The 23,633-nt window shown below is 73.2% G+C and carries 23 protein-coding genes and 1 pseudogene; 13 read left to right on the forward strand and 11 right to left on the reverse strand.

Annotated features, from left to right (window positions below; translation table 11 throughout):
* Positions 1-2: 2 nt before the first annotated feature.
* Entirely contained in the window at positions 3-233 is a 231-nt protein-coding gene (locus tag ACFYMO_RS00060; RefSeq protein ID WP_388543192.1) for a DUF397 domain-containing protein, read from the reverse strand.
* The gene (locus tag ACFYMO_RS00065) at positions 208-1,086 is read right to left on the reverse strand and encodes a Scr1 family TA system antitoxin-like transcriptional regulator (protein WP_388543194.1); all 879 of its coding nucleotides are present in this window, start codon (positions 1,084-1,086) and stop codon (positions 208-210) included. Before ACFYMO_RS00065 ends, ACFYMO_RS00060 begins: the two co-directional genes overlap by 26 nt.
* Positions 1,087-1,267: 181 nt before the next feature.
* Between ACFYMO_RS00065 and ACFYMO_RS00070 the strand changes: the two genes are divergently transcribed.
* The 7 genes from ACFYMO_RS00070 (at position 1,268) to ACFYMO_RS00100 (ending at position 8,037) form a co-directional block, all read left to right on the forward strand.
* Positions 1,268-1,510, forward strand: coding sequence for a hypothetical protein (locus ACFYMO_RS00070; RefSeq protein ID WP_019357382.1), 243 nt, complete (start codon positions 1,268-1,270; stop codon positions 1,508-1,510).
* Positions 1,507-1,941 (forward strand): ATP-binding protein, encoded by a 435-nt coding sequence (locus tag ACFYMO_RS00075; RefSeq protein WP_388543196.1) that lies wholly within the window; start codon positions 1,507-1,509, stop codon positions 1,939-1,941. Before ACFYMO_RS00070 ends, ACFYMO_RS00075 begins: the two co-directional genes overlap by 4 nt.
* 42 nt (positions 1,942-1,983) lie before the next feature.
* On the forward strand, positions 1,984-2,586 hold the full coding sequence (locus ACFYMO_RS00080; protein WP_019357384.1) for a TetR/AcrR family transcriptional regulator: 603 nt from the start codon (positions 1,984-1,986) through the stop codon (positions 2,584-2,586).
* Positions 2,583-4,016, forward strand: coding sequence for an MFS transporter (locus ACFYMO_RS00085; protein WP_388543197.1), 1,434 nt, complete (start codon positions 2,583-2,585; stop codon positions 4,014-4,016). The genes ACFYMO_RS00080 and ACFYMO_RS00085 overlap by 4 nt, the downstream gene beginning before the upstream one ends.
* A 71-nt stretch (positions 4,017-4,087) precedes the next feature.
* Positions 4,088-5,206, forward strand: coding sequence for a metallophosphoesterase (locus ACFYMO_RS00090; RefSeq protein WP_388543199.1), 1,119 nt, complete (start codon positions 4,088-4,090; stop codon positions 5,204-5,206).
* 125 nt (positions 5,207-5,331) lie between these two features.
* The gene (gene murJ / locus ACFYMO_RS00095) at positions 5,332-7,011 is read left to right on the forward strand and encodes a murein biosynthesis integral membrane protein MurJ (RefSeq protein WP_366772749.1); all 1,680 of its coding nucleotides are present in this window, start codon (positions 5,332-5,334) and stop codon (positions 7,009-7,011) included.
* A 60-nt stretch (positions 7,012-7,071) separates the two neighbouring features.
* A complete protein-coding gene (locus ACFYMO_RS00100; protein ID WP_366772748.1) occupies positions 7,072-8,037 on the forward strand; it encodes a carbohydrate kinase in 966 nt (321 codons plus the stop codon).
* A 28-nt stretch (positions 8,038-8,065) separates the two neighbouring features.
* Here the strand turns inward: ACFYMO_RS00100 and ACFYMO_RS00105 are convergent, their stop codons facing one another.
* Positions 8,066-8,473: an NUDIX domain-containing protein gene (locus ACFYMO_RS00105; RefSeq protein WP_366772747.1), complete on the reverse strand. Its 408-nt coding sequence runs from the start codon at positions 8,471-8,473 to the stop codon at positions 8,066-8,068.
* A 35-nt stretch (positions 8,474-8,508) separates the two neighbouring features.
* Positions 8,509-9,480 carry a beta-ketoacyl-ACP synthase III gene (locus ACFYMO_RS00110; protein WP_366772746.1) on the reverse strand — a complete coding sequence of 324 codons (972 nt, stop codon included), beginning with the start codon at positions 9,478-9,480 and terminating at the stop codon, positions 8,509-8,511.
* 155 nt (positions 9,481-9,635) lie between these two features.
* Between ACFYMO_RS00110 and ACFYMO_RS00115 the strand changes: the two genes are divergently transcribed.
* Entirely contained in the window at positions 9,636-10,271 is a 636-nt protein-coding gene (locus ACFYMO_RS00115) for a TetR family transcriptional regulator C-terminal domain-containing protein (protein ID WP_366772745.1), read from the forward strand.
* A gap of 4 nt (positions 10,272-10,275) precedes the next feature.
* Here the strand turns inward: ACFYMO_RS00115 and ACFYMO_RS00120 are convergent, their stop codons facing one another.
* Positions 10,276-11,949, reverse strand: a complete 1,674-nt coding sequence (locus ACFYMO_RS00120; protein ID WP_388543203.1) for an acyl-CoA dehydrogenase family protein — start codon at positions 11,947-11,949, stop codon at positions 10,276-10,278.
* 17 nt (positions 11,950-11,966) lie between these two features.
* On the opposite strand from ACFYMO_RS00120, the gene ACFYMO_RS00125 reads away from it, so the two are divergent.
* The 4 genes from ACFYMO_RS00125 to ACFYMO_RS00140 all read left to right on the forward strand — a co-directional run bounded on the left by ACFYMO_RS00125 (position 11,967) and on the right by ACFYMO_RS00140 (position 16,995).
* Positions 11,967-13,211, forward strand: coding sequence for a YihY/virulence factor BrkB family protein (locus tag ACFYMO_RS00125; protein WP_366772743.1), 1,245 nt, complete (start codon positions 11,967-11,969; stop codon positions 13,209-13,211).
* A gap of 364 nt (positions 13,212-13,575) precedes the next feature.
* Complete coding sequence (rsgA, locus tag ACFYMO_RS00130) at positions 13,576-14,733, forward strand: ribosome small subunit-dependent GTPase A (protein WP_388543205.1); 1,158 nt, start codon at positions 13,576-13,578, stop codon at positions 14,731-14,733.
* Positions 14,734-14,811: 78 nt separating this feature from the next.
* Positions 14,812-15,441: a hypothetical protein gene (locus ACFYMO_RS00135; RefSeq protein WP_366772741.1), complete on the forward strand. Its 630-nt coding sequence runs from the start codon at positions 14,812-14,814 to the stop codon at positions 15,439-15,441.
* Positions 15,442-15,474: 33 nt separating this feature from the next.
* The gene (locus ACFYMO_RS00140) at positions 15,475-16,995 is read left to right on the forward strand and encodes an AlkA N-terminal domain-containing protein (RefSeq protein ID WP_366772740.1); all 1,521 of its coding nucleotides are present in this window, start codon (positions 15,475-15,477) and stop codon (positions 16,993-16,995) included.
* On the opposite strand, the gene ACFYMO_RS00145 is transcribed toward ACFYMO_RS00140, so the two are convergent.
* The 5 genes from ACFYMO_RS00145 to ACFYMO_RS00165 form a co-directional block, all read right to left on the reverse strand.
* Positions 16,970-17,392 (reverse strand): PPOX class F420-dependent oxidoreductase, encoded by a 423-nt coding sequence (locus ACFYMO_RS00145; protein ID WP_366772739.1) that lies wholly within the window; start codon positions 17,390-17,392, stop codon positions 16,970-16,972. The two genes, ACFYMO_RS00140 and ACFYMO_RS00145, sit on opposite strands and share 26 nt — an antisense overlap.
* Before the next feature lie 267 nt (positions 17,393-17,659).
* Entirely contained in the window at positions 17,660-19,120 is a 1,461-nt protein-coding gene (locus tag ACFYMO_RS00150) for a DEAD/DEAH box helicase (RefSeq protein WP_366772738.1), read from the reverse strand.
* Between the two features lie 334 nt (positions 19,121-19,454).
* Complete coding sequence (locus ACFYMO_RS00155) at positions 19,455-19,658, reverse strand: cold-shock protein (RefSeq protein WP_276477264.1); 204 nt, start codon at positions 19,656-19,658, stop codon at positions 19,455-19,457.
* A 448-nt stretch (positions 19,659-20,106) separates the two neighbouring features.
* Positions 20,107-20,448: a MerR family transcriptional regulator gene (locus ACFYMO_RS00160; RefSeq protein ID WP_388543209.1), complete on the reverse strand. Its 342-nt coding sequence runs from the start codon at positions 20,446-20,448 to the stop codon at positions 20,107-20,109.
* Positions 20,449-21,092: 644 nt separating this feature from the next.
* On the reverse strand, positions 21,093-21,653 hold the full coding sequence (locus ACFYMO_RS00165; RefSeq protein WP_366772737.1) for a nitroreductase family protein: 561 nt from the start codon (positions 21,651-21,653) through the stop codon (positions 21,093-21,095).
* 206 nt (positions 21,654-21,859) lie between these two features.
* On the opposite strand from ACFYMO_RS00165, the gene ACFYMO_RS00170 reads away from it, so the two are divergent.
* Positions 21,860-23,005 (forward strand): protein phosphatase 2C domain-containing protein, encoded by a 1,146-nt coding sequence (locus tag ACFYMO_RS00170; protein ID WP_388543211.1) that lies wholly within the window; start codon positions 21,860-21,862, stop codon positions 23,003-23,005.
* Between the two features lie 160 nt (positions 23,006-23,165).
* Here the strand turns inward: ACFYMO_RS00170 and ACFYMO_RS00175 are convergent.
* A pseudogene (locus ACFYMO_RS00175) lies at positions 23,166-23,525 on the reverse strand (MerR family transcriptional regulator); the annotation flags it as partial.
* Positions 23,526-23,633 lie beyond the last annotated feature (108 nt).

Consider the following 23,633-nt stretch of genomic DNA (forward strand, 5'->3'; position numbering starts at 1 on the left):
GGTCAGTCGGAGAACGGCTCGATCTCCCTCAGAACATCCACGTGGCCCGCCGAACTGCGGGCCTTCGCCACGAAACGCCGCCACTGCGACGCGGGAAACGTCAGCACGTGGCCTCCCGGCCCTGCCTTGGTGTCCCGCACCGTGACGAGACCACCGTGCGCCGGAAGGGCGACCTCGACGCACTCGCCTCCGTCGCCGTTGCTGTAGCTACTCTTGCGCCAGGCTGCGTTCAAGCCATACCGGACGTCTGCCACTTCGATAGTCCTCTGCAGCTGCTTCGATCAGTGCGAGGGACGCGTCTGGCGAAAGCGCTGCGGCCCTCAAGCGATCGTATGCCTTCTGGTACTGCCTCACTGATCCGGGATCTTCCATGGCGTGACCATGGTATGGCCCCTCGGCGTAGACAAGTGGCGGTGCATCAGCGAACTCCAACGACGTCAGAGTGACGGTCATCAGTGCTCGGGTCGCGGCATTCCACTGCAGAACCTGTGGAACGATGCGTCGTCGCTTTGCCAATCCGGAAACGTGGTCGAGTTGCAGAGCCATCTCCTCCGGCTCCAGCAGTGGCTCACGCAGCACGACTTCGTGCATGATCACCCAGTACTCCGGTGTCTTGGGGTTCTCAAAGAGCTCGGCCCTGGCTTGCCGGGCTCGCACCTTCCCATCCACCTCTTCCGGTAGATCCTGAGGGTGAGTGGAGCGAATGACCGCCCGCATGTATGCCTCGGTCTGCAGCAAGCCGGGGACGAGAGTGGGGCTCCACTGATCGATGGAGAGAGCGCTGCCTTCGGTTTCCAGAACCCGCTCGAAGTATGGGGCGTGCCCCCTCAATCGCGCGTTCCGCACATCCTCGCAGCGGCGGCTGAAGAAGCCGTCGGTCTTGAGTACCTTGTCCACGTGCGCGGCGAGGTCCGGCGGCATGCGCCGCTCGCCGCGTTCGATCTCGCTCAGGTGGCTGTGGCCGTAGAAGCTGCCCTCCACCAGTTGGGGTTGGGTCAGTCCGGCCTGCTCGCGCTTCCAGCGCAGTTCCTTGCCGTAGAAGGTGGGCACGCCCGCCGAGCCGTCGATGTCCTTGGGTCCTGGCACGGTTCACCGCCGAGAGAGTGCTGGCTGTTTTCGCTCGCTGGGGAGCCATTCCCCGGGGGTCCGCAATTGGTCGTAGCTGATGGGCAGTTCGCTTGCGGAAGCCCGATCGGCCGCAACGTTACCCGCCCTCCGGCCATTGTGTGGGGTGTCAGTCACACACTGCTCAAGGAAGGTGCGACACATGAACGAGTGTGCGTACGGGCGATCGAAATACGGCGACGAAGGTGAGGAATGCATTGCGGAACTGGGCGCGGCGCTGCGCGCGCACGGGCTCACACTGCCGTCCCTCGGCGTCGATCCCGTGACATATGCCGGACGGCAGCCCCGCCCGCTCGTCTCGCTCGGCAACTGCAACGTCGAGACCGCCCGCGCTCTCGCGGCGGTGCTGCGTACCGCGGCGGGGGAGAGGCAGGCGGGAGGGTGAGGACCCAGACCTGGCGGATCGCCGAGGCGCCGCAGCGTCCCGCGCTCTCGCTCGCGCTGCTGGCGCGGGCCGCGGATGTCGGCGCGGTACGGCACCAGGTGGCCGGGCACTGCACGCAGTGGGGTGCCCGCGGAGCGGCGGACGCGATGGCGCTCTGCATCGGTGAACTGCTCACCAATGTGGTCGTGCACGTGGGGGAGGGGGTCCCGGTGACCGTGCGGGTCACATGGTGCGGCGGTGAGCGGGTGCGGCTCGCGGTGACCGACCCGGACCCGCGGCCGCTCCCGCTGCTGCTGGCCGCCGCGCCGGAGGCCGAGTCCGGCAGAGGGGTCGCGCTGGTCGACTCGCTCGCGCTGCGCTGGGGCGTGGAGCAGGGCGCCTACGCGAAGACGGTCTGGTGCGAGCTGGCCTGCGGGAACGAGGATCGATGAGGAGCGTAGACAGTGTCTACTGATACCTGGTAGACACTGTCCATGGATGAACCGAACACGGACGCCGGGCTGCGCGGGCGACTCGTCCGCGCAGGAGTCGAACTGGTCGCCGCTGAGGGGGCCCGGGGGGTCTCGCTCCGGGAGATCGCCCGGCATGCGGGGGTCTCCCACGGGGCGCCCCGTCGGTACTTCCCGACGCATCTCGCGCTGCTGTCGGCCATCGCGCGGGAGGGGTTCGGCCGGCTGGCAGCCGTGGTGGGGGAGGTCTCGGCCGACCGGACGCAGGAGGGCCCGCGCGCCCAGCTCGCCGCGCTGGCCCGCGGCTATCTGGCCTTCGCCCGGGACCACCGCGGCATGTACGAGCTGATGTTCCGTCACGACCTGCTGGAGAGCGGGGAGCTGGGACTGCGGGAGGTGAGCCTGCCGCTCTTCGAGGTGCTGGTGGACCTCGTCGTGCGCGCGGGCCGGGAGAGCGGGGACGGTGCGGGGGCCGACCCGCGGGCCCGGGCCGGAGCACTCTGGGCGAACCTGCACGGGATCGCCCAACTGGGCGCCTGGCGCAGCCTTCCGCTCGCCACCGCGGCGGGCCAGGACGAGGTGCTGGAGGCGGCCCTGGACGCCCATCTGGGCCCGGTGGGCGGGTGAGCGCGCCGCCGGAGCGCCGGGCGCGGGCGCTGACCTTCCTCGGCAGCGTCACGGGGGCGGCCGTGGTGGCGCTGGACGGCACGGTCCTCACCGTCGCCCAGCCCCGGCTGCAGCAGGAGCTGGGCGCCACGTTCGTGCAGGTGCAGTGGACGAGCACCGGGTATCTGATCGCCGTCGCGAGTCTGCTGGTCTTCGCCGGGCGGCTCGGCGACCGGTACGGGCATCAGCGCCTGTTCGCGCTGGGGATGCTCGGCTTCGGGGCGGCCTCGGCGGGGATCGGGCTGTGCGGGAGCATCGGCTGGGTCGTCGCGCTGCGGGTCGTCCAGGGCGTCTTCGGTGCACTGCTGCAACCCGCCACGCTCGGCATGCTGCGGGCCGTGTTCCCGCCCGGACGGCTGGCGACGCCGATCGCGGTCCGCACCAGCGTGATCGGGCTCGCCGCCGCGTGCGGGCCGGTGCTCGGCGGGCTGCTCGTCGCGGGACCGGGCTGGCGTGCGGTGTTCCTGCTCAACGTCCCCGCGGCGGGGGTGGGTCCGCTGGTGCTGCTGGCCGGCCGCCGGGGCCGGCCCGAACCTTCGCCGCGCGAGGTCCTCGACCTTCCGGGCGCCTGCCTGTGGGGCGGCGCGCTGCTGGGCGCGGTGCACACACTGGTCGTCACCGCCCGGGACGGCTGGACGGCGGTCAACGCCTGCCTGGCCGTCGGTGGTGCGGTCGCGGCGGCCGCCTTCGTCCGGCACGAACGCCGCGCAGCGCACCCCCTGGTGCCCGCCGGACTGCTGCGTGCGCCCGGCATCGCCCCCGCGCTGGCACTGCTGGTGGTCTCCTCGGCGGCACTGTTCGGGACGCTGTTCGTGGGGACTTTCTTCCTTCAGGACGTCCTCGGTCTCGACCCCTTCGTCTGCGGACTGCGCACGCTGCCGCTCGCTGCCACGATGGTGTTCGGCGCGCCGCTGTGCGCCGTGCTGCTGCGGCGCTGCGGTCCGCGCCGTACGGCGGGGGCGGGCGCCGCGTCGCTGGCGGCCGGTGTGCTGTTGCTGTCCCGGCTGGGTGCGGACGCCGGGGCCGGCGGGATCGGCGTCGCGTTCTTCGCGCTGGGCGCGGGGTTCGCCGCGGTGCTGGTGACGGCCACGTCCGTGGTCGTGGGGCGGGCTCCGGCCGAGCAGGCCGGGGTGGCGGGCGGGGTGAAGCAGACGGCGATGAATGTCGGGCCGGCGGCGGGAGTGGCGCTGGCGACGACGCTGCTGTCCTTCTGGACGCCCGGGCGGCGGTCCGGGGCGGGCGCCGGGTTCCTGACGGCGATGGGACCGGCGCTGACCGTGCTGGCGCTCCTGGCCGCCACCGGTCTGCTGCTGGCCGTCCACCTCGGCTCCGACCGGGGAATTCGTGGTTACCGACGAGTTGACAGTGTTTCTCGCCGCGCCCAGTCTTAGCTGCGCCGTGTACATGTCACCTTCACCCGCAGGGGGTGGTGTCTGTGCCAGACACACACGAGGAGAGACGCATGGGAACTCAGGGGACCGGCACCGGCGTCAGCAGGCGGACGGTGCTCGCGGGAGCCGGTGGGGTGGGGGCGGCCGCCGTACTGGGCGGCGCCTCGGTGCCGCAGGCGCTCGCCGCCGGGGTCGACAAGCTGCCGATACCCGACAAGGCCGAGCTGACCGTGCTGCTCACCGGCGACGCGGGCACCGGCGGGGACGGCCAGTGGCAGGTCGCGGACGCCGCCCGCACGGTGTGTGCCCGCCGTGGCGTGGACCTGGCGATCGGACTCGGCGACAACATCTACGAGAACGGCCCCGAGAGCGACACCGACGACGAGTTCCAGTCCAAGTTCGAACGCCCCAACGCCGGAATCGACGTGCCCTGGCTGATGGTGCTCGGCAACCACGACACCAGCGGCATCATCCCCGGCAGCGGCGGGTGGCCCTCGCGCGGCGACCACGAGGTCGCCTACCACGCGCACTCGGCCCGCTGGTACATGCCCGGCCGCTACTACTCGGTCGCCGTGCCCGGCGGTGCCGACGAGCCGGTGGCGGAGTTCTTCGCGATCGACACCACGCCGCTGGCCTCCTACGTATTGCAGACCGACCCCGAGTACTACTGGAACGGTCCCTTCGCGCGCGAACAGCGCGCCTGGCTCCAGCAGTCGCTGGCCGCCTCCCGGGCCCGCTGGAAGTTCGTCTTCGCGCACCACCCGCTGCGCAACAACGGCACGCACCGCAACGCCGGGGAGTACGAGGGCATCTCCTGCGGCGACTACCTCAGCGGCAAGCACGTCAAGGAGCTGTACGAGGACGTCGTGGCCGGGAAGGCGGAGTTCCTGCTGGGCGGGCACGACCACACTCTGCAGATCCTGGACACCGCGGAGCGGTACCAGGGCACCCAGCAGATCGTCTGCGGTGCCGCGGCCAAGACCAAGGGCCGGGCGGACGAGCCGAGCAACAGGGCGTTCTGGGAGGCGTACGACACCCTCGGCTTCATGCTGCTCACCGTCAACGCCCGGCAGGTCGTGGTGGACGCCTACACCCTCGAACCGGGCACGGGCGAGCCCGTCCACGCCTACCGGCACACCCGCACCGACCGGCTGCCCGCCGGAGCCGGCCGCGCGGGCGCGACCGGCTGACCCCGATCCGCCCGGCAGCGGCGCACCGGGGACGCAGCGCGCGGCCCGTCCGTGAGGCGGGGGGCGCGCCCATGCCCCGCAGCGGTGATTCACGGAAGGTGATCAACTGCCCTTAGATTGTCCGGATGGCAGACGGAACGCGGCCGGTGGCCGCTGCGCGGACAGCGCCCGAGTCCCCGACAGCCCCCGGCCGGACGGGGCTCGCCCGCTCGTCGCTGCTGATGGCGGCGGGCACCGTCGTCTCGCGGGCCACCGGACTCATCCGGCAGGTGCTGCAGGCTGCGGCGCTCGGCACCGGGCTGCTGGCCAGCACGTACAACACCGCCAACACCGTGCCCACCAGCCTCTACACCCTGCTGATCGGCGGGGCCCTCAACGCCGTACTGGTGCCGCAACTCGTGCGGGCCCGGGCCACGCACGCCGACGGCGGCAGGGCGTACGAGCAGCGTCTGGTGACCCTCGTGGTCACCGTGCTCGCACTCGGCACGGCACTCGCCGTCTGGGCGGCGCCGCAGATCGTGGGCCTCTACATGCGGGACACGCCCGCACAGCACGAGGCGTTCGAGCTGACCGTCGTCTTCGCCCGCTTCCTGCTGCCGCAGATCTTCTTCTACGGGCTGTTCGCGATCCTCGGCCAGGTCCTCAACGCGCGCGAGAAGTTCGGCGCGATGATGTGGACGCCGATCCTGAACAACGTCGTCCTCATCACGATGTTCGGCGTCTATCTGGGCATGATGACCGTCCCCGACCGGGTCGCGGACATCACCGGCACCCAGGTGCGGCTGCTGGGCCTGGGCACCACCGGCGGCATCGCCCTGCAGGCCCTCGCGCTGGTCCCGTTCGTGCGCGCCGCCGGATTCCGCTTCCGGCCGCGCTTCGACTGGCGCGGCACCGGCCTGGGCCGCAGCGCGCACGCCGCCAAGTGGACGCTGCTGTTCGTGCTGGCCAACCAGGCCGCGCTCACCGTCGTCACCAACTACGCCAACGCCGCCGACCAGGCGCTCCCCGACGCGGGCGCCGGATACTCGGCCTACACCTACGCGCAGACGATCTGGATGCTGCCGCAGTCCATCGTGACCGTCTCGCTGGTGACGGCGCTGCTGCCCCGGATGAGCCGCGCGGTGACCGAGGGTCGGCACGCGGACCTGCGCGCCGATCTGGCCCGCGGGCTCCGGCTCACCGGCGCCGCCATCGTCCCCACCGCCTTCCTCTTCCTCGCGCTCGGCCCGCAGATCGCCGCACTGCTGTTCGCACACGGCGCCGCGGACGCCGAATCGGCCCGGCCCCTGGGGCAGATGCTCCAGGCGTTCGGACTCGGCCTGATCCCCTTCTCGGCGCAGTATCTGCTGCTGCGCGGCTTCTACGCCTTCGAGGACACCCGCACCCCTTTCTGGACGGCCGCGTTCATCGCGGCCGTGAACATCGCCCTGGCCACCGGCTGCCATCTGCTGCTGCCGCCCCGCTGGTCGGTGACCGGCATGGCCGCCGGCTACGCACTGGCCTACGCCGCCGGACTGCTGCTCACGCTCCGGCTGCTGCGCCGCAGGCTGTCCGGCCCGCTCGACGGCTCGGGAGGACTGGCGCGGGCGTACCGGAAGGTGGCCCTCGCGTCGGCCCTGGCCGCCGGGCTCGGCTGGGCGGCGGCGGACGCGGTGCGGCGCACCCTCGGCGGGGGCACGCTGCCCGCGGCGCTGTCCCTGGCGGCCGGCGTCCTCGCGCTGGCCGCCGGCTACCTCGTGCTGGGGCGGCTGCTGGGGGTGCCGGAGCTGCGGGCCCTGCCGGGCCGCTCCCGCCGGACCCGGTGACCGTACGGTGGTGCCGACAGGGCCGGAGAGGCGCCGAGTTGTGAGACCGGAAGGGCCGAGATGACCGCTGAACTTCCCATCGCCGTGCTGGGCGAGTGCGTCGCCGACGCGTTCGTGACCGAACCGCGCAGCTTGGGGGACGCCGCCCCGGCGCCGCTCGCGCTGGACGTCTTCCCCGGCGGCGGGCCCGCCAACACGGCCGTGGCGCTGGCCCGGCTGGGCACCCCGACCCGCTTCCTGGGGCGGCTCTCGCACGACGTCTTCGGGCGGCTGTTCGCCTCCCGGCTCGCGGAGTCCGGCGTCGACCTGGGCCACGCGGTACGCGCCGCGCCCGAGCCCAGCACCCTGGCCGTGGCCGATCTGGCCGAGGACGGCAGCGCCGACTACTCCTTCCACGCACAGCGGACCGCCGACTGGCAGTGGACCGACGCCGAACTCGCCGCCGCCACCGCCGATCCCGTCGGCTGCCTGCACACCGGCTCGCTCGCCCTGGTCCGGCAGCCCGGCGCGGCGGCCGTGGAGCGCCTGCTGGCGGACATACGCGAGCGGGCCACCGTCTCGGTCGACCCCAACGTCCGGCCGCTGCTCGTCGAGCCCGCCGACTACCGTGCGGCGCTGCCCCGCTGGTGCGCGGCGGCCGACATCCTGCGGCTGTCCGACGACGACCTGGCCCACCTGCGGCCCGGCGCCACCCCGGAGGAGGGCGCCGACGCCTTCCACGCGGAGGGTGTGCCGCTGGTCGTGGTCACCCTCGGCGCCGAGGGCGTGCTGGCCTCGCTGGACGGGGCCCGGGTCCGCGTCCCGACCCCGCCCACCCCGGTCGTGGACACGGTCGGTGCGGGTGACTCGTTCATGGCGGGCTTCCTGCACGCCCTGCGGGCCGCAGGAGCACTCGGCGGGAGGCTGGGCGGCCTCACCGGGCAGCAGGTCACCGAGGCGCTGGAGTTCGGCGTCCGGGTCGCCGCCGCGGTCGTCTCGGTGCGCGGCGCGAACCCGCCCTGGGCGGCGGATCTGGCAGCGGACTGAGCTGCACCACCGGCGGGAAGATTCGGACTCACACCACCAGCGGCAGGACGTGGTTCCGCACGGCCGGGGCCAGGTTGAGCCCCGGGTCGACCGCCGCGCCCGTCCAGCGGAGCGCGGCGATCTCTGCGGCCGGCGCGGGCCGTCCGGCCAGGTCGGCCCGGAAGACCACCAGCCGCATCGGCACCCCCTCCAGCGCCGCCGTCGCCCGTACCTCGGTGAGCGGGGTGGCGGACGACGGCGGGACGCCCAGCTCCTCACGCAGTTCGCGCTCCAGCGCGACGCGCAGGCTCTCGCCGGGCTCCGGCTTGCCGCCGGGCAGATAGAACAGGTCGGGCGCGGCGTGCTTGCTCACCACGAGCAGCCTCCCCCGCTCGACGACGGCGGCCGCCGCGACGACGAGTTCGGTGGCGGCATCCTCGACGGTTTCGGTGTCCATGGGGTCGATCCTGCCAGTCGCCGCCGGAGGCGCCGTCACGGGCAGCGCACCACCTGGCCCGCCCAGGACAGGCCGCCGCCGAAGCCGAACAGCAGCACCGGGGCGCCTGGTGCGAGCTCCCGCCGCTCCACCAGCTTGGCCAGCGCCAGCGGCACGGAGGCGGCGGAGGTGTTGCCGGACTCGACCACGTCCTGGGCGACCACCGCGTCCTCGGGCAGGCCCAGCCGCTCCAGCAGGGCCTCGATCAGCCGCAGGTTGGCCTGGTGGGTGACCACCCCCGCCAGGTCGCCGGGTGCCAGCCCGGCCCGTTCGCAGGCGCGGCGGGCCACGGCGGGGAGTTCGGTGGTGACCCAGCGGAAGACCGCCTGCCCCTCCTGGGCGAAGTACGGCTGCCAGTCGTTCAGCAGCCGCACCAGTTCGCCCCGCGTCGGGTCCGAGCCCCACTCGACGGGCCCGATGCCCTCCGGTCCCCGCTCCGCCGCCGCGTCGCCGTCCGGGACGGCGCTGACGACCGCCGCGCCCGCGCCGTCCCCCAGCAGTACGCAGGTGCTGCGGTCCGTCCAGTCGGTGACGTCGGACATCTTCTCCGCGCCGATCACCAGCGCGTGCCGGGCGGCGCCCGCGCGCACCGAGTGGCTCGCGGAGGCGAGCGCGGTGCAGAAGCCGGCGCAGCCGTTGTTGAGGTCGTAGGCGACCGCGGAGGGGATCCCCAGGGCGCGGGCGACCTGGGCCGCGTTGCTGGGGCAGCGGTCCCGCGCCGAGCAGGTGGCCAGGACCACCAGGCCGATGTCCTCGGGGGCGAGTCCGGCGGCGGCCAGCGCCTTGCCCGCGGCCGGGGCGGCCAGGTCGGCGACCGTCTCGCCCTCGGCCGCGATGCGCCGGGTGGCGATCCCGGTGCGCCGCCGGATCCAGGCGTCGTCGGTGTCGACCAGGCCCGCCAGGTCGTCGTTGGTCAGGACGCGGTCGGGCTGGTGGTGGCCCAGGGCGGCGATGCGGGTTCCCGGCACGGTGGTGTTCTCCTCGCTGTGGGGGATGGGAGCCGGGCGTAGGGGGCTGCGCGCCGAGAACGTCCGGCGCCGGACGTTCTCGATGCGGGTCCGGCGCCGGAAATATAGCAACCGATCGATCGGAAGTTAAATGGGGGGCCGGATACGATGGAGGCATGAGCCCACGCAAGTCCGCCGCCGAGGCCCGTCGCACGCGGGAGCGGATCATCGAGCGCAGCGTCGCCATCGGCTCCGTCGAGGGGTTGGAGGGGCTGACGATCGGACGGCTCGCCACCGACCTCGGCATGAGCAAGGCGGGTGTGCTGGGACATTTCGGCACCAAGCAGGCGCTGCAACTCGCCGCCCTGCACGGCGCCTCCGGACTCTTCACCCGGCTGGTCTGGGAACCCGTCGCCGACCTGCAGCCGGGCCTGGTCCGGCTGCGCGCCTTCTGCGAGGCGTGGATCCGCTACCTGGAACAGGAACGCACGGCCTTCCCCGGCGGCTGCCTGTTCACCGCCGCCTCCGTCGAGTTCGACACCCGCGGCGGCCCCGTCCACGACACCGTGGCCCGGTTCATGCTGCGCGGACGGCGCCTCCTGGTGAACGACCTGCGGATCGCCGTCGAGGTGGGAGAACTCGGCCGCGGCGAGGATCCCGAACAGCTCGCCTTCGAACTGCACGGGCTCTACATGGGACTCAACCAGGAACTGCAGCTCTTCGCCGACGCCACCGCACCGGCCCGCACCCGCCGGGCCCTGGACCGGATGCTGGGCGCGGCACCCCCGGCGGGCACCGCACCCGGGAACTGAGCGGCTACATCTGCGGCAGCGCCCGCTCCACCAGCGCCGCCAGATCGGCACCCGAGGGCAGCGTGCCGAGGGCCGCCCCCCAGTCGCCGCCCAGCCGCGAGGCGCAGAACGCATCCGAGACCGCCGTCGGTGCGAACCGCACCAGCAGCGAGCCCTGCAGCACCAGCGCCATCCGCTCCACCAGCCGCCGGGCCCGCGCCTCGATCCCCTCCAGGTCCGCCAACTGCGCGAACACGTCCTTGACGGCGGCGTCCAGCCGGTGGTCCGCGCCGTGCGCCCGCCCGATCTCGGTCAGGAACGCGTCCAGCGACTGCGGCGAGCGTTGCAGCGCGCGCAGCACGTCGAGCGCCTGCACGTTCCCCGAGCCCTCCCACAGCGAGTTGAGCGGCGCCTCGCGCAGCAGCCGCGGCATCGGCGACTCCTCCACATAGCCGTTCCCGCCCAGGCACTCCAGCGCCTCGCCCGTCAGCGGCACGCACCGCTTGGTCACCCAGTACTTCGCCGCCGGCAGCGCAAGCCGCAGGAACGCGCGGTCGGCGTCCGCCTGCGGGCCCTCACCCGCCGCGCTGTCGTAGGCCGCGGCCAGCCGCAGCGCCAGCGTGGTGGCAGCCTCCGACTCCAGCGCCATGTCCGCCAGCACATTGCGCATCAGCGGCTGCTCGACCAGCGGCCTGCCGAACGCCGAACGGTGCGCGGTGTGGTGCGTGGCCTGAGCCAACGCCTGCCGCATCAGCGCGGCCGAGCCCGTCACGCAGTCCAGCCGGGTCGCGGCCACCATCTCGATGATGGTGGCCACCCCGCGGCCCTCCTCGCCCACCCGGCGCGCCCAGGTCGTGCCGTCGAACTCGATCTCACCGGAGGCGTTGGAGCGGTTGCCCAGCTTGTCCTTCAGCCGCTGGATGCGGAACGCGTTGCGGGTGCCGTCCGGCAGCACCCGCGGCACCAGGAAGCACGTCAGACCGCCGTCCCCGGCCGCCGGTGCCGTCCGCGCCAGCACCAGGAAGACGTCCGACATCGGCGCCGAGCAGAACCACTTGTGCCCCAGCAGCGTGTACTCGCCCTCGCCGGAGAGCGGCACGGCCTCGGTGGTGTTGGCCCGGACGTCGCTGCCGCCCTGCTTCTCGGTCATGCCCATCCCGGCGATCGCCCCGAGCTTGGCGCTCGCCGGCCGGTCCAGGCCGTAGTCGTAGCGGTGCGAGCTCAGCCGCGGCTCCCACTCGGCGGCCAGCTCCGGCTCCTTGCGCAGCGCCGGCACCGCCGCGTGCGTCATCGAGACGGGGCAGCTGTGCCCGGCCTCCACCTGCGACCACACGTAGAATCCCGCCGTGCGGCGGAGCTGCCCGTCGGGCCGCGACCAGGCGTCCGTCAACCCGGCGTCCACCGCCCGCTCCATCAGGTGGTGCCACGCCGGGTGGAACTCCACCTCGTCGATCCGGTGCCCGAACCGGTCGTGGGTGCGCAGCACCGGCGGGTTCTCGTTCGCCTTCCTGCCCCACTCCTGCGCCTGCGCGGAGCCCGCCGCACGGCCCAGCCCGGCCAGCTCGGCCCGGGCCTCCTCGGCCTGCTCGGGGGCGATGTGCCGGGCGACGCCCTCGGCCAGCGCGGCGTCGGTTGCGAAGACGTCGTAGTCGGTCAGCGGTGAGGCCTGGTTGGTCACGGTGTGTGTCGAGGGTGGCATACCGATACGTTAAAGAGGTGCGTGCAGTCGAGGAAACCCCTGAGCAGACCGCCGGACGGGCCCTGAAGTGGGCTCCCCGCCGGTCCCGCAACCAGTTCCGCAGGGCACGGGTGAAGTACCGGGACGTCCCCAAGAGGAGGATGGCCTGGCTGCTGCTCAAGGACACCGTCAACTCCTGCATGGAGTACCGCGTCCTGGGGCTGGCCGCCGAGGCGGCGTTCTTCACCCTGATCTCGATCCCCCCGCTGCTGCTCGGCCTGATCGGCTCGCTCGGCTACCTCGACTGGGTGGGCGCCGACACGATCGAGACCATCCGGCAGAACTTCCTGGACGCCTCCGCCACCGTGCTCTCCGACCGGGGCGTCGACCAGCTCGCGCGCCCCCTGATCGACGACGTCATCCGGGGCGGCGGACCCGACGTCATCTCCCTCGGCTTCGCACTGGCCCTGTGGTCAGGCTCCCGCGCGGTGAACGTCTTCATCGACACCATCACCGTGATGTACGGGCTGGACGGACGGCGCGGCATCGTCAAGACGCGGCTGCTGGCCTTCGTGCTGTACCTCGTCGCGCTGGTGATCGGCGCGGTGGCGCTGCCCCTCATGGTGGCCGGACCGGACGCGGTGCTGCGCCTGGTGCCACAGGCCCAGTGGCTGGTCAGCGCCTTCTACTGGCCGGTCGTCCTGCTGCTGTCCATCGTCTTCCTCACCACGCTCTACCACGTCTCCGTGCCCGTGCGCTCCCCCTGGCGCGAAGACATCCCCGGGGCGTCGGTGGCGCTCGTGATGTGGGTGCTCGGCAGCTTCCTGCTGCGGCTGTACCTGACCAACACCGTCGAGGGACCCACGATCTACGGCTCCCTGGCCGCACCCGTCGCCGTGCTGCTGTGGATCGGCGTCTCGGCGTTCGCGGTGCTGGTGGGGGCCGCGGTCAACGCGGCCATCGACCACGTGTGGCCCTCGGTGGCCACCGCGGCGGCACGGCGCGCCAACGAGCGCCGCCGCGAGGAGGCCGCGGCCGAGGTCGTCGCCGCCGTCCAGGCCCGGCGCCGTCGCCGCACCGGGGACGAGAGCGACGAGATCGAGGACGACGACCCCTTCGACCAGGACGCGCCCGCCGAGTTCCCGGAGCGCTGGACCAAGTTCCTGCCTCCGTCCGACGTCCGCGGCCGGCTGCTGCGTCCCCGCGGGCACGAGCGCGAGGACCTCAAGGAACCCGCCGAGTCCGCCCGGCGCGACGCCGGGAGGGGCGGCACCGGCACCTGACCCGCGCTCGCGACTCCGGGAGCGGGGGCACCGGCACCTGACCGCCGGGCCGGCCGGGTACCGCCGAGGAGGGCGCAGGCGGCCGCGCGGCGGCGGCACGCGGAAGGGGCGCCGGAGAACACGCGGGAGGGAAGCCGGAAAAACAGTGGCGGGCGGATGTCGGAGCCCGCTACTGTCCTCGCATTCCGCACGGCGGCACCACGACCGCCGTGTCCCTGCGACGAGCACGGAGGTGCGACCGATGGCTGTCACCACGCCGGGCCCTGCCCGCATCCAGTCCGTCACACCCACCTCCGTGGCCACCGGCTGAACCGGCAAACCCTTCCTGCGCCGGGCCGGGGCCACCCATGTGAAGGGTCCTCCCTTGTCGCAGAGCACGTCACCGAGCACGACCGACACCCCCGCACCCCCTGAGCACCCGGCGCTGGCCGCCTACGGCTGGGACGCCGGATGGCAGGCCGACTTCCTGCGGGCGACCGCGAACCCGGCCGCCGCCGGGCCCGACCCGCTGCCCGGCCGGGTGGTGCGGGTCGACCGCGGCCAGTGCGATCTGGTCACCCCGGCGGGCACCCTGCGCGCCGACACCGAGTACGTCGTCCCGCGCGACCCGATGCGGGTCGTGTGCACCGGCGACTGGGCGGTCGTCGACGCCACCGGCGCCCCGCCCCACGTCCGCACCCTGCTGCCCCGGCGTACCGCCTTCGTCCGCTCCACCTCCTCCAAGCGTTCCGAGGGCCAGGTCCTGGCCGCCAACGTGGACCACGCGCTGATCGCCGTGTCCCTCGACGCGGAGCTGGACCTGGGCCGGATCGAGCGGTTCGTCTCGCTGGCCTGGAGCAGCGGCGCGCAGCCGCTGCTCGCCCTCACCAAGGCGGACCTCGTACCCGACGAGGCCACCGTCGCGCACCTGGTCGCCGACGCGGAGACCTCCGCGCCCGGCGTCCGGGTGCTGCCCGTCAGCGCGCGGACCGGCCAGGGGCTCGACTCCCTGGCGGCCTCCCTCGCGGGCGGTACCACAGCACTGCTCGGCCAGTCGGGAGCGGGCAAGTCCTCGCTGGCCAACGCGCTGCTGGGGCATCGGACACAGCGTGTCCAGGCCATCCGGGACCAGGACGGCAAGGGCCGGCACACCACCACCACCCGCAATCTGCTGCCGCTGGCCGCGGAGCGCGGCGGCGGCGTCCTCATCGACACCCCCGGTCTGCGGGGTGTCGGGCTGTGGGACGCCGGGGAGGGGCTCGGCCAGGCGTTCTCCGAGATCGAGGAGCTCGCCGCCGACTGCCGCTTCCAGGACTGCGCCCACGACGCGGAGCCCGGATGCGCGGTGCTCGCCGCGGTGGAGAGCGGCACGCTGCCCGAACGGCGCCTGCACAGCTACCGCAAGCTGCTGCGCGAGAACACCCGGCTGGCCGCCCGCACGGACGCGCGGCTGCGCGCCCAGCAGCGCAAACTGTTCAAACAGCGCCAGGAGCTCGGCCGCCACCTGGGCGAGCGCAAGCGCGGCCCGCGCCGCAAGGCGTAGCGCCCGGAGAGCCATGGTGGGGACGGTTGGTACCGTCCCCACCATGCCGCCGCACCCGCCACCCCGCCCACCCGCCTGATGGGCCCCCCGACCGGCCCCCCGGCGGCGTTCGGCGCGCTGGAGTTCCAGCTCGTGCTGCTGCGCAGGATGGCGGACTTCCAGCCCGGCAGGGTGGACGCGGCGCTGCGGGAACTCGGCGTCGACCGGGCGGCCATGCGCGAGGCCAACAAACGCTGGCAGGGGATGCTCCACGCACCCCGCGGCACCTCCGCGCCCTACCGTGCGGTCCTCGGCCCGCCCGGGAGCACCGAGCAGCGCCGACTCGGGGACCTGGTGTGCCGAGCGCGTTCCTGGACCCTGCCGCTCTGGCCCGACCTGCGCTTCGAGGTGCTGAGCGCGCCCGGCGGGGGGCCCGCGTGGAACGCGTGGCTGGTGCGCGCCCCCGGCGCCCCCGGGCCCCGGCTGCGCACCGTCGAGGACCTGGTCCCCTGGTCCTGCACCGTCGACGAGGCCGCCCGCGCCTTCCAGCCCGCGCAGCCGCGCGAGGGCTCGGCCCCCAACCGCCAGCGGCTCGCCTGCACGGCACCGGACCGCGCCGGCACCTCGCACGCGGTCGTCGCGGAGTTCACCTGGGGACTGCTGCAACGCCTCCCGGTAGGTCCGCAGCCGCCCGAGGACGGACCGACAGCCGCGTCCGATTCCCGCTAGCTCCTGGCCCGGCGCTCTTCCACACTGGAGGACGTGACGACAGAAGACAGCAGGTACGAGGCGGTACGCAGCAGAGACGCGCGCTTCGACGGAGTGTTCTTCCTCGGAGTGCGCACCACCGGGATCTACTGCCGGCCGAGCTGCCCCGCGGTGACCCCCAAGCGGGAGAACGTCCGCTTCTACCCCACCGCGGCGGCGGCCCAGGCCGCGGGCTTCCGCGCCTGCCGCCGCTGCCGCCCGGACGCGGTGCCCGGATCCGCCGAGTGGAACGTACGCGCCGACCTGGTGGGCCGCGCGATGCGGATGATCTCCGACGGGGTGGTGGACCGCGAGGGCGTGGCGGGCCTCTCCCGCCGACTGGGCTACAGCTCCCGCCAGGTGCAGCGCCAGCTCACCGCCGAACTCGGCGCCGGCCCCGTGGCCCTGGCCCGGGCCCAGCGGGCGCACACCGCCCGGGTGCTGCTCCAGACCACGCCGCTGCCCGTCACCCAGATCGCGTTCGCCGCCGGATTCGCCAGCGTGCGGCAGTTCAACGACACCGTCCGCGAGATCTACGCCCGCACCCCGAGCGCACTGCGCGCGGCCTCCGCACGCGGCGGACACGGCCCAGCGGGCCGCCCAGAGGCGCGCGAGGCGGCGGCGCACGGAGGTGCGGCCGTCGCCGGGGTGCCGCTGCGGCTCGCCTACCGAGGCGGCTACGACACCGGACAGGTCTTCGGCTTCCTGGCCCGCCGCGCCGTACCGGGCGTCGAGGACGTGCGGGGTGCCCCCGGCGGCCGCACCTACCGGCGGACCCTGAACCTGCCCTACGGCATCGGGATCGCCGAGGTCGACGAGTGCGCGGCGCGCAGCGGCAAGGGCTGGCTGGACTGCCGGCTGCACCTGGGGGACCTGCGGGACCTGACGACCGCCGTGCAGCGCGTGCGGCGCCTCTTCGACCTGGACGCGGACCCCTACGCGGTCGGCGAGCGACTCGGTGGCGAGCCGGACCTGGGCCGGCTCGTCTCCCGGACGCCCGGGCTGCGCTCGCCCGGCGCCGCCGACACGCACGAGCTGGCGGTTCGCGCCGTACTCGGCCAGCAGGTCACCGTGGGTGCCGCCCGGACGCTGGGCGGCGCGCTGGTCGCCGCCTACGGCAAACCGCTGGCGGCCCCGGAGGGCACTCTCACCCACCTGTTCCCGGACGCCGGAACGCTCGCCGAGGCGCCGCTGGGCGAACTGGGCATGCCGCGGACCCGCCGCCGCACCATCCGGACCGTCGCGGCGGCACTCGCGGACGGCACCGTCGTGCTCGACCCCGGCGCCGACCGGGAGGAGACCGAACGCGCCCTGCTGGCGCTTCCCGGAATCGGGCCGTGGACTGCGGGCTACATCCGGATGCGCGCCCTGGGCGACCCGGACGTCTTCCTCTCCGGCGACGCGGGAGTGCGGCACGGGCTGGCGCTGATCGGTGCGGAGGCCGGGCAGGCCGACCGGTGGCGCCCCTGGCGCTCCTACGCGCTGCACCACCTGTGGCACACGACCGGACTCACGCCTCCTCCAGCCCCCAACTGAGGACCCGGCGCGGGTGGATGACGATCAGCTCCTCGCTGAAGTGCGGGCCCAGCCCGTGCGGCCCCTCGCGCAGTTCGGCGACGCCCCGCACCTCCACGCCGCGTACCCGCCACGGCGAGAAGCTGACGATGTCGTCCACCACGAGGGCGAGCCGGGGCTGCGCCCGGAGGTTGCGCCACTTCTTCGTCGTCCCCAGCGCATAGCCGCCCACCAGGATGGTGCCGTCCTGCTGCGGAAAGAAGCCGACGGGGTTGTTCTGCGGCTGGCCGCGGGAGTCCACGGTCGCCAGCCGCCCCAGCCGCTGGGAGGCCAGATACTCCCACTCGGCGGCGTCGAACGCCTGGTCACGGGGGTCGCCCGGGGTGCCGGGAGGGCCGGCGGGTCTCGTCTCCGTCATACGAGCAGCGTCACACGCCGCGCTCGGACCCGCATCGGACGCCGGTCGTACCCGGCCTCCGCTCTGGGACCTGCGACCGCGGCCGGTGCCGTTCCGGTCCTGTAGTCCGCGGACACCGGCAGCAAGCACCCTCGAGGGGCGGACGCCCTGGATGAGGTGGTCCGGTGTGCTCCCTCTCAGCAGGCCGATTGCTCATCCACGGCACGGGCGTTGCCCCCCTTCGCCGTCCCCGTGACCAAGCGGCCTGCCGGAGGGCCAGGGCGGGGACTACGCGGCCGTCCTGAAGGAGGAGCGGCGCCCCCGGCGGGCGGCGGACCTCCCACGCCCCGTCCGCTGCGTGGGGGCGGGCTTGGGCGGTTCGGTGTCCGCGACGGTGAGCGGGATGCCAGAAGGCGTCCGCGCACCGGTGATGCGCCCCAAGTCGGCGTCGCCGGAGCGGACTCGGGTCTGCTCCGGCGTGATGGAGGCGTCCGACATCAGGCGGTTCATGCCACGCCGCTGTGCGGGAAGGACCAGGGTGACGACGGTGCCCGACTCACCGGCGCGGGCGGTGCGACCGCCGCGGTGCAGGTAGTCCTTGTGGTCGCTCGGCGGGTCGACGTTGACGACGAGGTCGAGATCGTCGACGTGGATGCCGCGCGCCGCGACGTTGGTGGCCACCAGGACGTTCGCGTGACCGGACTTGAACCCGGCGAGGGTCCGGGTGCGCTGAGCCTGCGACTTCCCGCCGTGCAGCGCGGAGGCGCGCACCCCGACCGCCAGTAGATCCCGGGTCAGCCGGTCCACCGCGTGCTTGGTGTCCAGGAACATGATCACCCGCCCGTCGCGGGCCGCGATCTCGGTGACCGCCGCTTGCTTGTCGACCCCCTGTACATGCAGCAGGTGGTGTTCCATGGCGGTCACCGCGCCCGCGGAGGGGTCGACGGAGTGGACCACCGGGTCGCTCAGATAGCGGCGCACCAACAGGTCGACGTTGCGGTCCAAGGTGGCGGAGAACAGCAGCCGCTGCCCGCCGGGGCGTACCTGGTCGAGCAGGTGGGTGACCTGGGGCATGAAGCCCATGTCGGCCATCTGGTCGGCTTCGTCCAGCACCGTGATGGCCACCTGGTCCAGTGCGCAGTCGCCGCGTTCGACGAGATCCTTGAGCCGGCCGGGGGTGGCGATCACGACTTCGCTGCCGGCCTTCAGATCGCGTGCCTGACGGCTGATCGACATGCCGCCGACGACGGTGGTGAGCCGCAGCCGCAGCGGGCGTGCGTAGGGGGTGAGTGCCGCGGTCACCTGCTGGGCCAGTTCCCGGGTGGGAACGAGGACCAGTCCCAGCGGGTGCCGGGGTTCGGCGCGCTGCCCATGGGTCCGGGCCAGCAGGGCGAGACCGAAGGCGAGGGTCTTGCCCGAGCCGGTGCGGCCGCGGCCCAGGACGTCCCGGCCGGCCAGCGCGTTGGGCAGCGTCGCTGCCTGGATGGGGAACGGGGCGCTCATTCCCTGGGCGCGCAGCGTGGTCTTGAGGCGGTCGGGCATGTCGAGGCCGGCGAACGTCTCGACGGCCGGCAGCGGCGGGGTGTGGGTGACCGGCAGCGCGAATTCCTTCGGGGGGCCCGAGGGCCGTCCCTGCGCCGGGCGCTTGGCCGAACGCGGGGGCCCGGCCCGGTGGGTGGCCTGCGAGCGGCGGCTGTCCCGGCCGCGTCCGCGGGGGGAGCCGGCAGTGGTGCGAGCAGTACGGCTCATGCAGAACCTTCCTCGATGCGGCACGAATCGAGGAATTCACGCAGCATGCGCCGCACAAGGATTCACAAGACCGAGCCGAAGAAAGACGAACAATCCGTGACAAAAATAGCTACGGAGTCGTCAGGAAACGCACCGGTCCGCTGCCCGCCGGGGGCGGTCGGAAAACAACGGTGCGGGTGAGCCGTGAAGAGCGGGGCAGGTGCCGCTCCATGTTCGGCGACGTGACGACTGATGGCGCTGCCGCTCACATGTCACTATCGGGGTGAGCGGGAAACAACGCAACGAGCCGGGGCCGCACGCAAGCGCGTGCCCCAGCTCGTCGTGCATGTCAGCGTCAGGCGGGAACGATGTTCTCCGCCTGGAGGCCCTTCTGGCCCTGCGTGACATCGAAGTTCACTGTCTGGCCTTCGAGCAGCTCACGGAAGCCGGTGGCGTTGATGTTCGAGAAGTGGGCGAACACGTCTGCGCCGCCGCCCTCCTGCTCGATGAAGCCGAAGCCCTTTTCCGCGTTGAACCACTTAACGGTGCCAGTAGCCAAAATATATCTCCTTCAAGGCGGTGCCCGGAGCCCGCACTGCGCGGGAACCAGGGTTGCCGCGATGATAACCCTCCGTGCACCGGATAAACGCAAGGCTCTTTCCGGGATCCGGAGGAGCGCTTGAAGTTTCAGGTAACCACAACTGCAACTGGACGTAACCGTAGCACGGCCACTCCCCGGGTTACGACCGCTCCTCGCGCCCGAGTCCGCCGGGGCAAAACTTCTCCTCGCGCATTACTCAAGTTTCTGTAGCGGCGGAAATAGATTTCGGTGTCCGGGCAGTTGACGGAATTGCCGGCGTGGCCAAAGGCGGGGCGCTCGCCGCCGGCCGGCCCCGGTCTCCTCGGTGCACCCTGGGGCTCCGCCTCAGTGGCCGGATGAACCGCTCGGGCGGGAGGCGCTTGCCCGTCGGCGCCCCGGAGGGCATGCGCAGGGTGCGGCGGAGGCTTCAGACGTCGGTCTGCGGGTCCGGGGACATCCCGTCGCGCAGCTGTTCGTTGATGCGCCGGGCCTCTTCGAGCTGGTCCTCGAGGATGATGATGCGGCAGGCCGCCTCCACGGAGGTTCCCTGGTCGACCAGCTCGCGGGCCCGGGTGGCCAGCCGCAGCTGGTAGCGGGAGTAGCGGCGGTGGCCCCCCTCCGAGCGCAGCGGCACGATCAGCTTTGCTTCGCCGATGGCTCGCAGGAAGGCGGGGGTGGTGCCGAGCATCTCGGCTGCCCGCCCCATGGTGTAGGCGGGGTAGTCGTCGTCGTCGAGGTTGCTCGACGGGGTGGGCTTGTCTGCGGCCACTGGCACCTCTCGGTTCACGCGTCGAGGGGCCCTGGTGCCATGCGGCACCAGGGCCCCGAGGGGATCAACACCATCTACCGGCTGCCTGTGCCGGCTTCTGTATTCCGCGCCGCGGTCTGACAGGACGGCGGCGCAGGGATCGCGGTTGCGTGACCGGGGACCACCTTCCAATCCGGGGTCTGCGGTACCCGGGCGGTATGCCCTGCCCGGGCGATCCTGATGGCGCTCTCTCCTCCTTTTCCACTGCTCTGTCATGCGCTGCTTGATCTTGCAGAACTGCCTGCGGCCCCGAGGGCCGCCTGGCCCGGCAGTCAACGGTGGAGCCCCCAACGTCCGGCCACACCGCTCGACTGCCGTTCCTCGACCTGCGTGCGGGGCAGTTGCGTCATCTGCCCCGCCGAACTGATCTCTGCGAGTACGAGAAGAACACTACCTCCGGCGTCCTGCAATGTCTACTCTCGCGAGTGCAGATTTTCTTCGGGCGAGACGCCGGAGAGTCTCATCTCCGGGTGCGGTGAATTCTGCACCACCCACTGCCGCGAGGGTCTGGTCAGCCGTCCGCGCGACCCGCGACTGTGCACTGTCGACTGCCGTGACGCCGGCTGTGCGGGCATCCCCACTGCTCGACGGGACCGGCTTCGCTGCTACTCCGCCGCAGACCAGGGCGCGGAGCGCAACCGCGCGACGCTGTGCCGGGCACGGCCCTCCGGAGGTCCGTCGGCCGCCTCGCCGACCGCGGCCATGGAGACGATCACCCAGCCCGGGCTCGGGTCCAGCTCCTTGGTGAGCCCTTCCAGGTCGAAGGCCCGGAATTGGTGCGCGGCCAGCCCCATGGCCTGGGCCTGCACCGTCATGTGGGCGATGGCCTGGCCGAGGTCGTAGTCCGCGAACTCGGAGTAGAGCAGTTGCGTGTCATCGACGTACCGGCGGGTCAGCGTGACGACGAGCAGGCCCGCGTCCGTCGCCCAGCGGGCCGAGCTCGGCGCGAGGTGGGGGAGTATCCGGTCGTGCTCCGGCTCACCTGGCCTGCCGGTGAAGAAGCCCCACGGCTGGGAGTTCCCCGCCGACGGCGCCCACCGCGCGGCTTCCAGCAGCAGCCCCAGGGCATGGTCGTCGACAGCCGCCGCCGGGTCGAACCGATAGGGGCTGAAGCGCCCGGCGAGCAGGGGGTGTATGCCGCTGGACGGCTCCTGTGGACGGTGCATGGTGTGCTGCAACCGGCACCCGCGAGCCCGTATTCCGGCTGGAGCGGGCGCAGGCACCGGCCATGCCTGCCGGCCGGGGAGCACCGCCGCCTGCGGAGCCTTGAGAGCCGCCGACGGGCTGTTGGTTCCGGTGTTCGACATGCGGCCCCGGGACTGTGTCCCGCGCAGGCCCTTCCCAGCCGGCCCGTGCGCGGGACAATGAGTCGATGAGTGGACAGGGGGCGCAGGACGCAGGCGAACAGCGCGACTGGTGGGCCCAGTTGTACGATCCGCACGCTGCGGACACCGGCCGCGCAGGCGCCCGGGACACCCTGGACGAGCGCTATCGCTCGGTGAGCCGCACGCTGACCGGCCCGCCCACCGACCCGCCGGGGCCCGGCCGCGCGGACCCCGCGGCCGCGGGGGCCCCGCCCGGACCGGAGTCCGCCGCCGCGCCGGTGTCCGCGCTGCCGGCCGGGGTGCTGCCGCCCGCCGCACCGGACGCGCCGGGGGAGTGGGTGCCGGAGACCGTGCTGGAGTCGGCGCGGTACGGGTCCGCGGAGCTGCACGCGGTCTCCGTACGCGGCGCCGCCGGGCGGCGGGAGGGGCGCCCGCGGACGGACGCGCTGCTGGCCGCGCGGTTCGGCGCCGAGGAGGACGGGCTGCTGCTGGTGGCCGTCGCGGCCGGGGGACGGTCGGGGCCGGGCGGGCACCGCGCCGCGCGCGAGGCGTGCCACGCGGTGGGGGAAGCGGTCGGCCGCAGCAGCGCACGGCTCGCCCGGGACCTGCGGGAGGACCGCACCAGTGCGCTGCAACCTGGCCTGCACCGGCTGACGGACCGCGCCTTCGGCAGGCTGCGCGCCCAGGCCGCTGCCCTGGGGCTGGAACCCGAGCGGCACACCGTCGACCTGCGCTGCCTGCTGCTGCCCGCCGACCCGCGCTGCCGCACCCGGGTGCTCTTCGGCGCCGGTGCGGGCGGAGCCTTTCGGCGCAGCGGCGACGGCTGGCAGGACATCGAGCCCGTCGGTATCCACGCGCCACCGCCTCCGGACACTCCGGCAGGCCGCGATCCGACCGCGGGCGCGGCGGCGGCCCGGGACGGTTTCGCTCCGGCCGAGCGGACCGCCGAGGCGGCCGCGGCCCCGTTCCACTTCCGCTCCCGGACCGCGGAGCCGGGAGACGTGCTGCTGCTGTGCGGTCCCGGCGTGGCGGAACCGCTGCGGGCCGAGCCCGCCTTCGGGGAGCGGCTCGCCACTCGCTGGACCGGTGCGGACGGTGGTCCTCCGGGTGCCGCGGCCTACCTGGACGGCCTCCTGTGCGCGCTCGAGGGGCACTCGGGGGACCGCACCGCGGTCACGGTGTGGGAGAGCTGACGCGGGGGCTGCGTCGTGCCGTGCGGGCCGTCGCCGGAGTCCGCGGACCGGCGCCGGGGGCCGGTGCGGTGCCGGGCTCCGGGCCGGTGGGGTGCGCCGGTGCGGAGGGCTGCCCCGCGTCCGGGGCGTCCGCGCCCCGGACCTCCCCGTGCTCCGGTGCGCGGGTGGCCCGGACCTCTGCGAGGTAGGCCGCGATGGCGTCCCGGTTGCGGGCCAGGCACTGTACCCGGGCCGTCATCCGCTCCAGCTGGTCCTCCAGAGTGGCCAGCATCTCCGGGGTGGCGTCCCGGAAGTGGATGACCCGGGGCTGGTCGAGGCACGGCAGGATCTGCTTGATGATCCGGGTGGGCAGTCCGGCGTCCAGCAGCCCCCGGATCTGCAGTACGCGGTCGACGAACCGTTCGTCGTAGTCGCGATAGCCGTTGGGGGCCCGGTCCGCGGCGATCAGCCCCTGCTCCTCGTAATAGCGCAGCAGCCGCCGGGGTGTCCCCGTCCGCTCCGCGAGTTCGCCGATCCGCATCAGGCCGCCTCCCACCCTCCCCGGGTATGCTCCGGCTCCGTTTCCGAGGACGTCCCGCAGCCGCCGACTTGACCTTCACATCCGTGTGAGGGTTCGAGCATACCGGTC

The organism is Streptomyces sp. NPDC007025, assembly GCF_042869455.1.
In the GTDB taxonomy this organism is placed as follows: Bacteria; Actinomycetota; Actinomycetes; order Streptomycetales; family Streptomycetaceae; genus Streptomyces.

Bases quoted from the DNA above. Each gene is read 5' to 3' on its own strand.
- ACFYMO_RS00135 (WP_366772741.1), top strand. From the start codon at position 14,812: ATGGGCCCCCCGACCGGCCCCCCGGCGGCGTTCGGCGCGCTGGAGTTC.
- ACFYMO_RS00120 (WP_388543203.1), bottom strand. From the start codon at position 11,949: ATGCCACCCTCGACACACACCGTGACCAACCAGGCCTCACCGCTGACC.
- ACFYMO_RS00100 (WP_366772748.1), top strand. From the start codon at position 7,072: ATGACCGCTGAACTTCCCATCGCCGTGCTGGGCGAGTGCGTCGCCGAC.
- ACFYMO_RS00115 (WP_366772745.1), top strand. From the start codon at position 9,636: ATGAGCCCACGCAAGTCCGCCGCCGAGGCCCGTCGCACGCGGGAGCGG.
- ACFYMO_RS00080 (WP_019357384.1), top strand. From the start codon at position 1,984: ATGGATGAACCGAACACGGACGCCGGGCTGCGCGGGCGACTCGTCCGC.
- ACFYMO_RS00105 (WP_366772747.1), bottom strand. From the start codon at position 8,473: ATGGACACCGAAACCGTCGAGGATGCCGCCACCGAACTCGTCGTCGCG.
- murJ (WP_366772749.1), top strand. From the start codon at position 5,332: ATGGCAGACGGAACGCGGCCGGTGGCCGCTGCGCGGACAGCGCCCGAG.
- ACFYMO_RS00090 (WP_388543199.1), top strand. From the start codon at position 4,088: ATGGGAACTCAGGGGACCGGCACCGGCGTCAGCAGGCGGACGGTGCTC.
- ACFYMO_RS00145 (WP_366772739.1), bottom strand. From the start codon at position 17,392: ATGACGGAGACGAGACCCGCCGGCCCTCCCGGCACCCCGGGCGACCCC.
- ACFYMO_RS00150 (WP_366772738.1), bottom strand. From the start codon at position 19,120: ATGAGCCGTACTGCTCGCACCACTGCCGGCTCCCCCCGCGGACGCGGC.
- ACFYMO_RS00070 (WP_019357382.1), top strand. From the start codon at position 1,268: ATGAACGAGTGTGCGTACGGGCGATCGAAATACGGCGACGAAGGTGAG.
- ACFYMO_RS00165 (WP_366772737.1), bottom strand. From the start codon at position 21,653: ATGCACCGTCCACAGGAGCCGTCCAGCGGCATACACCCCCTGCTCGCC.
- ACFYMO_RS00170 (WP_388543211.1), top strand. From the start codon at position 21,860: ATGAGTGGACAGGGGGCGCAGGACGCAGGCGAACAGCGCGACTGGTGG.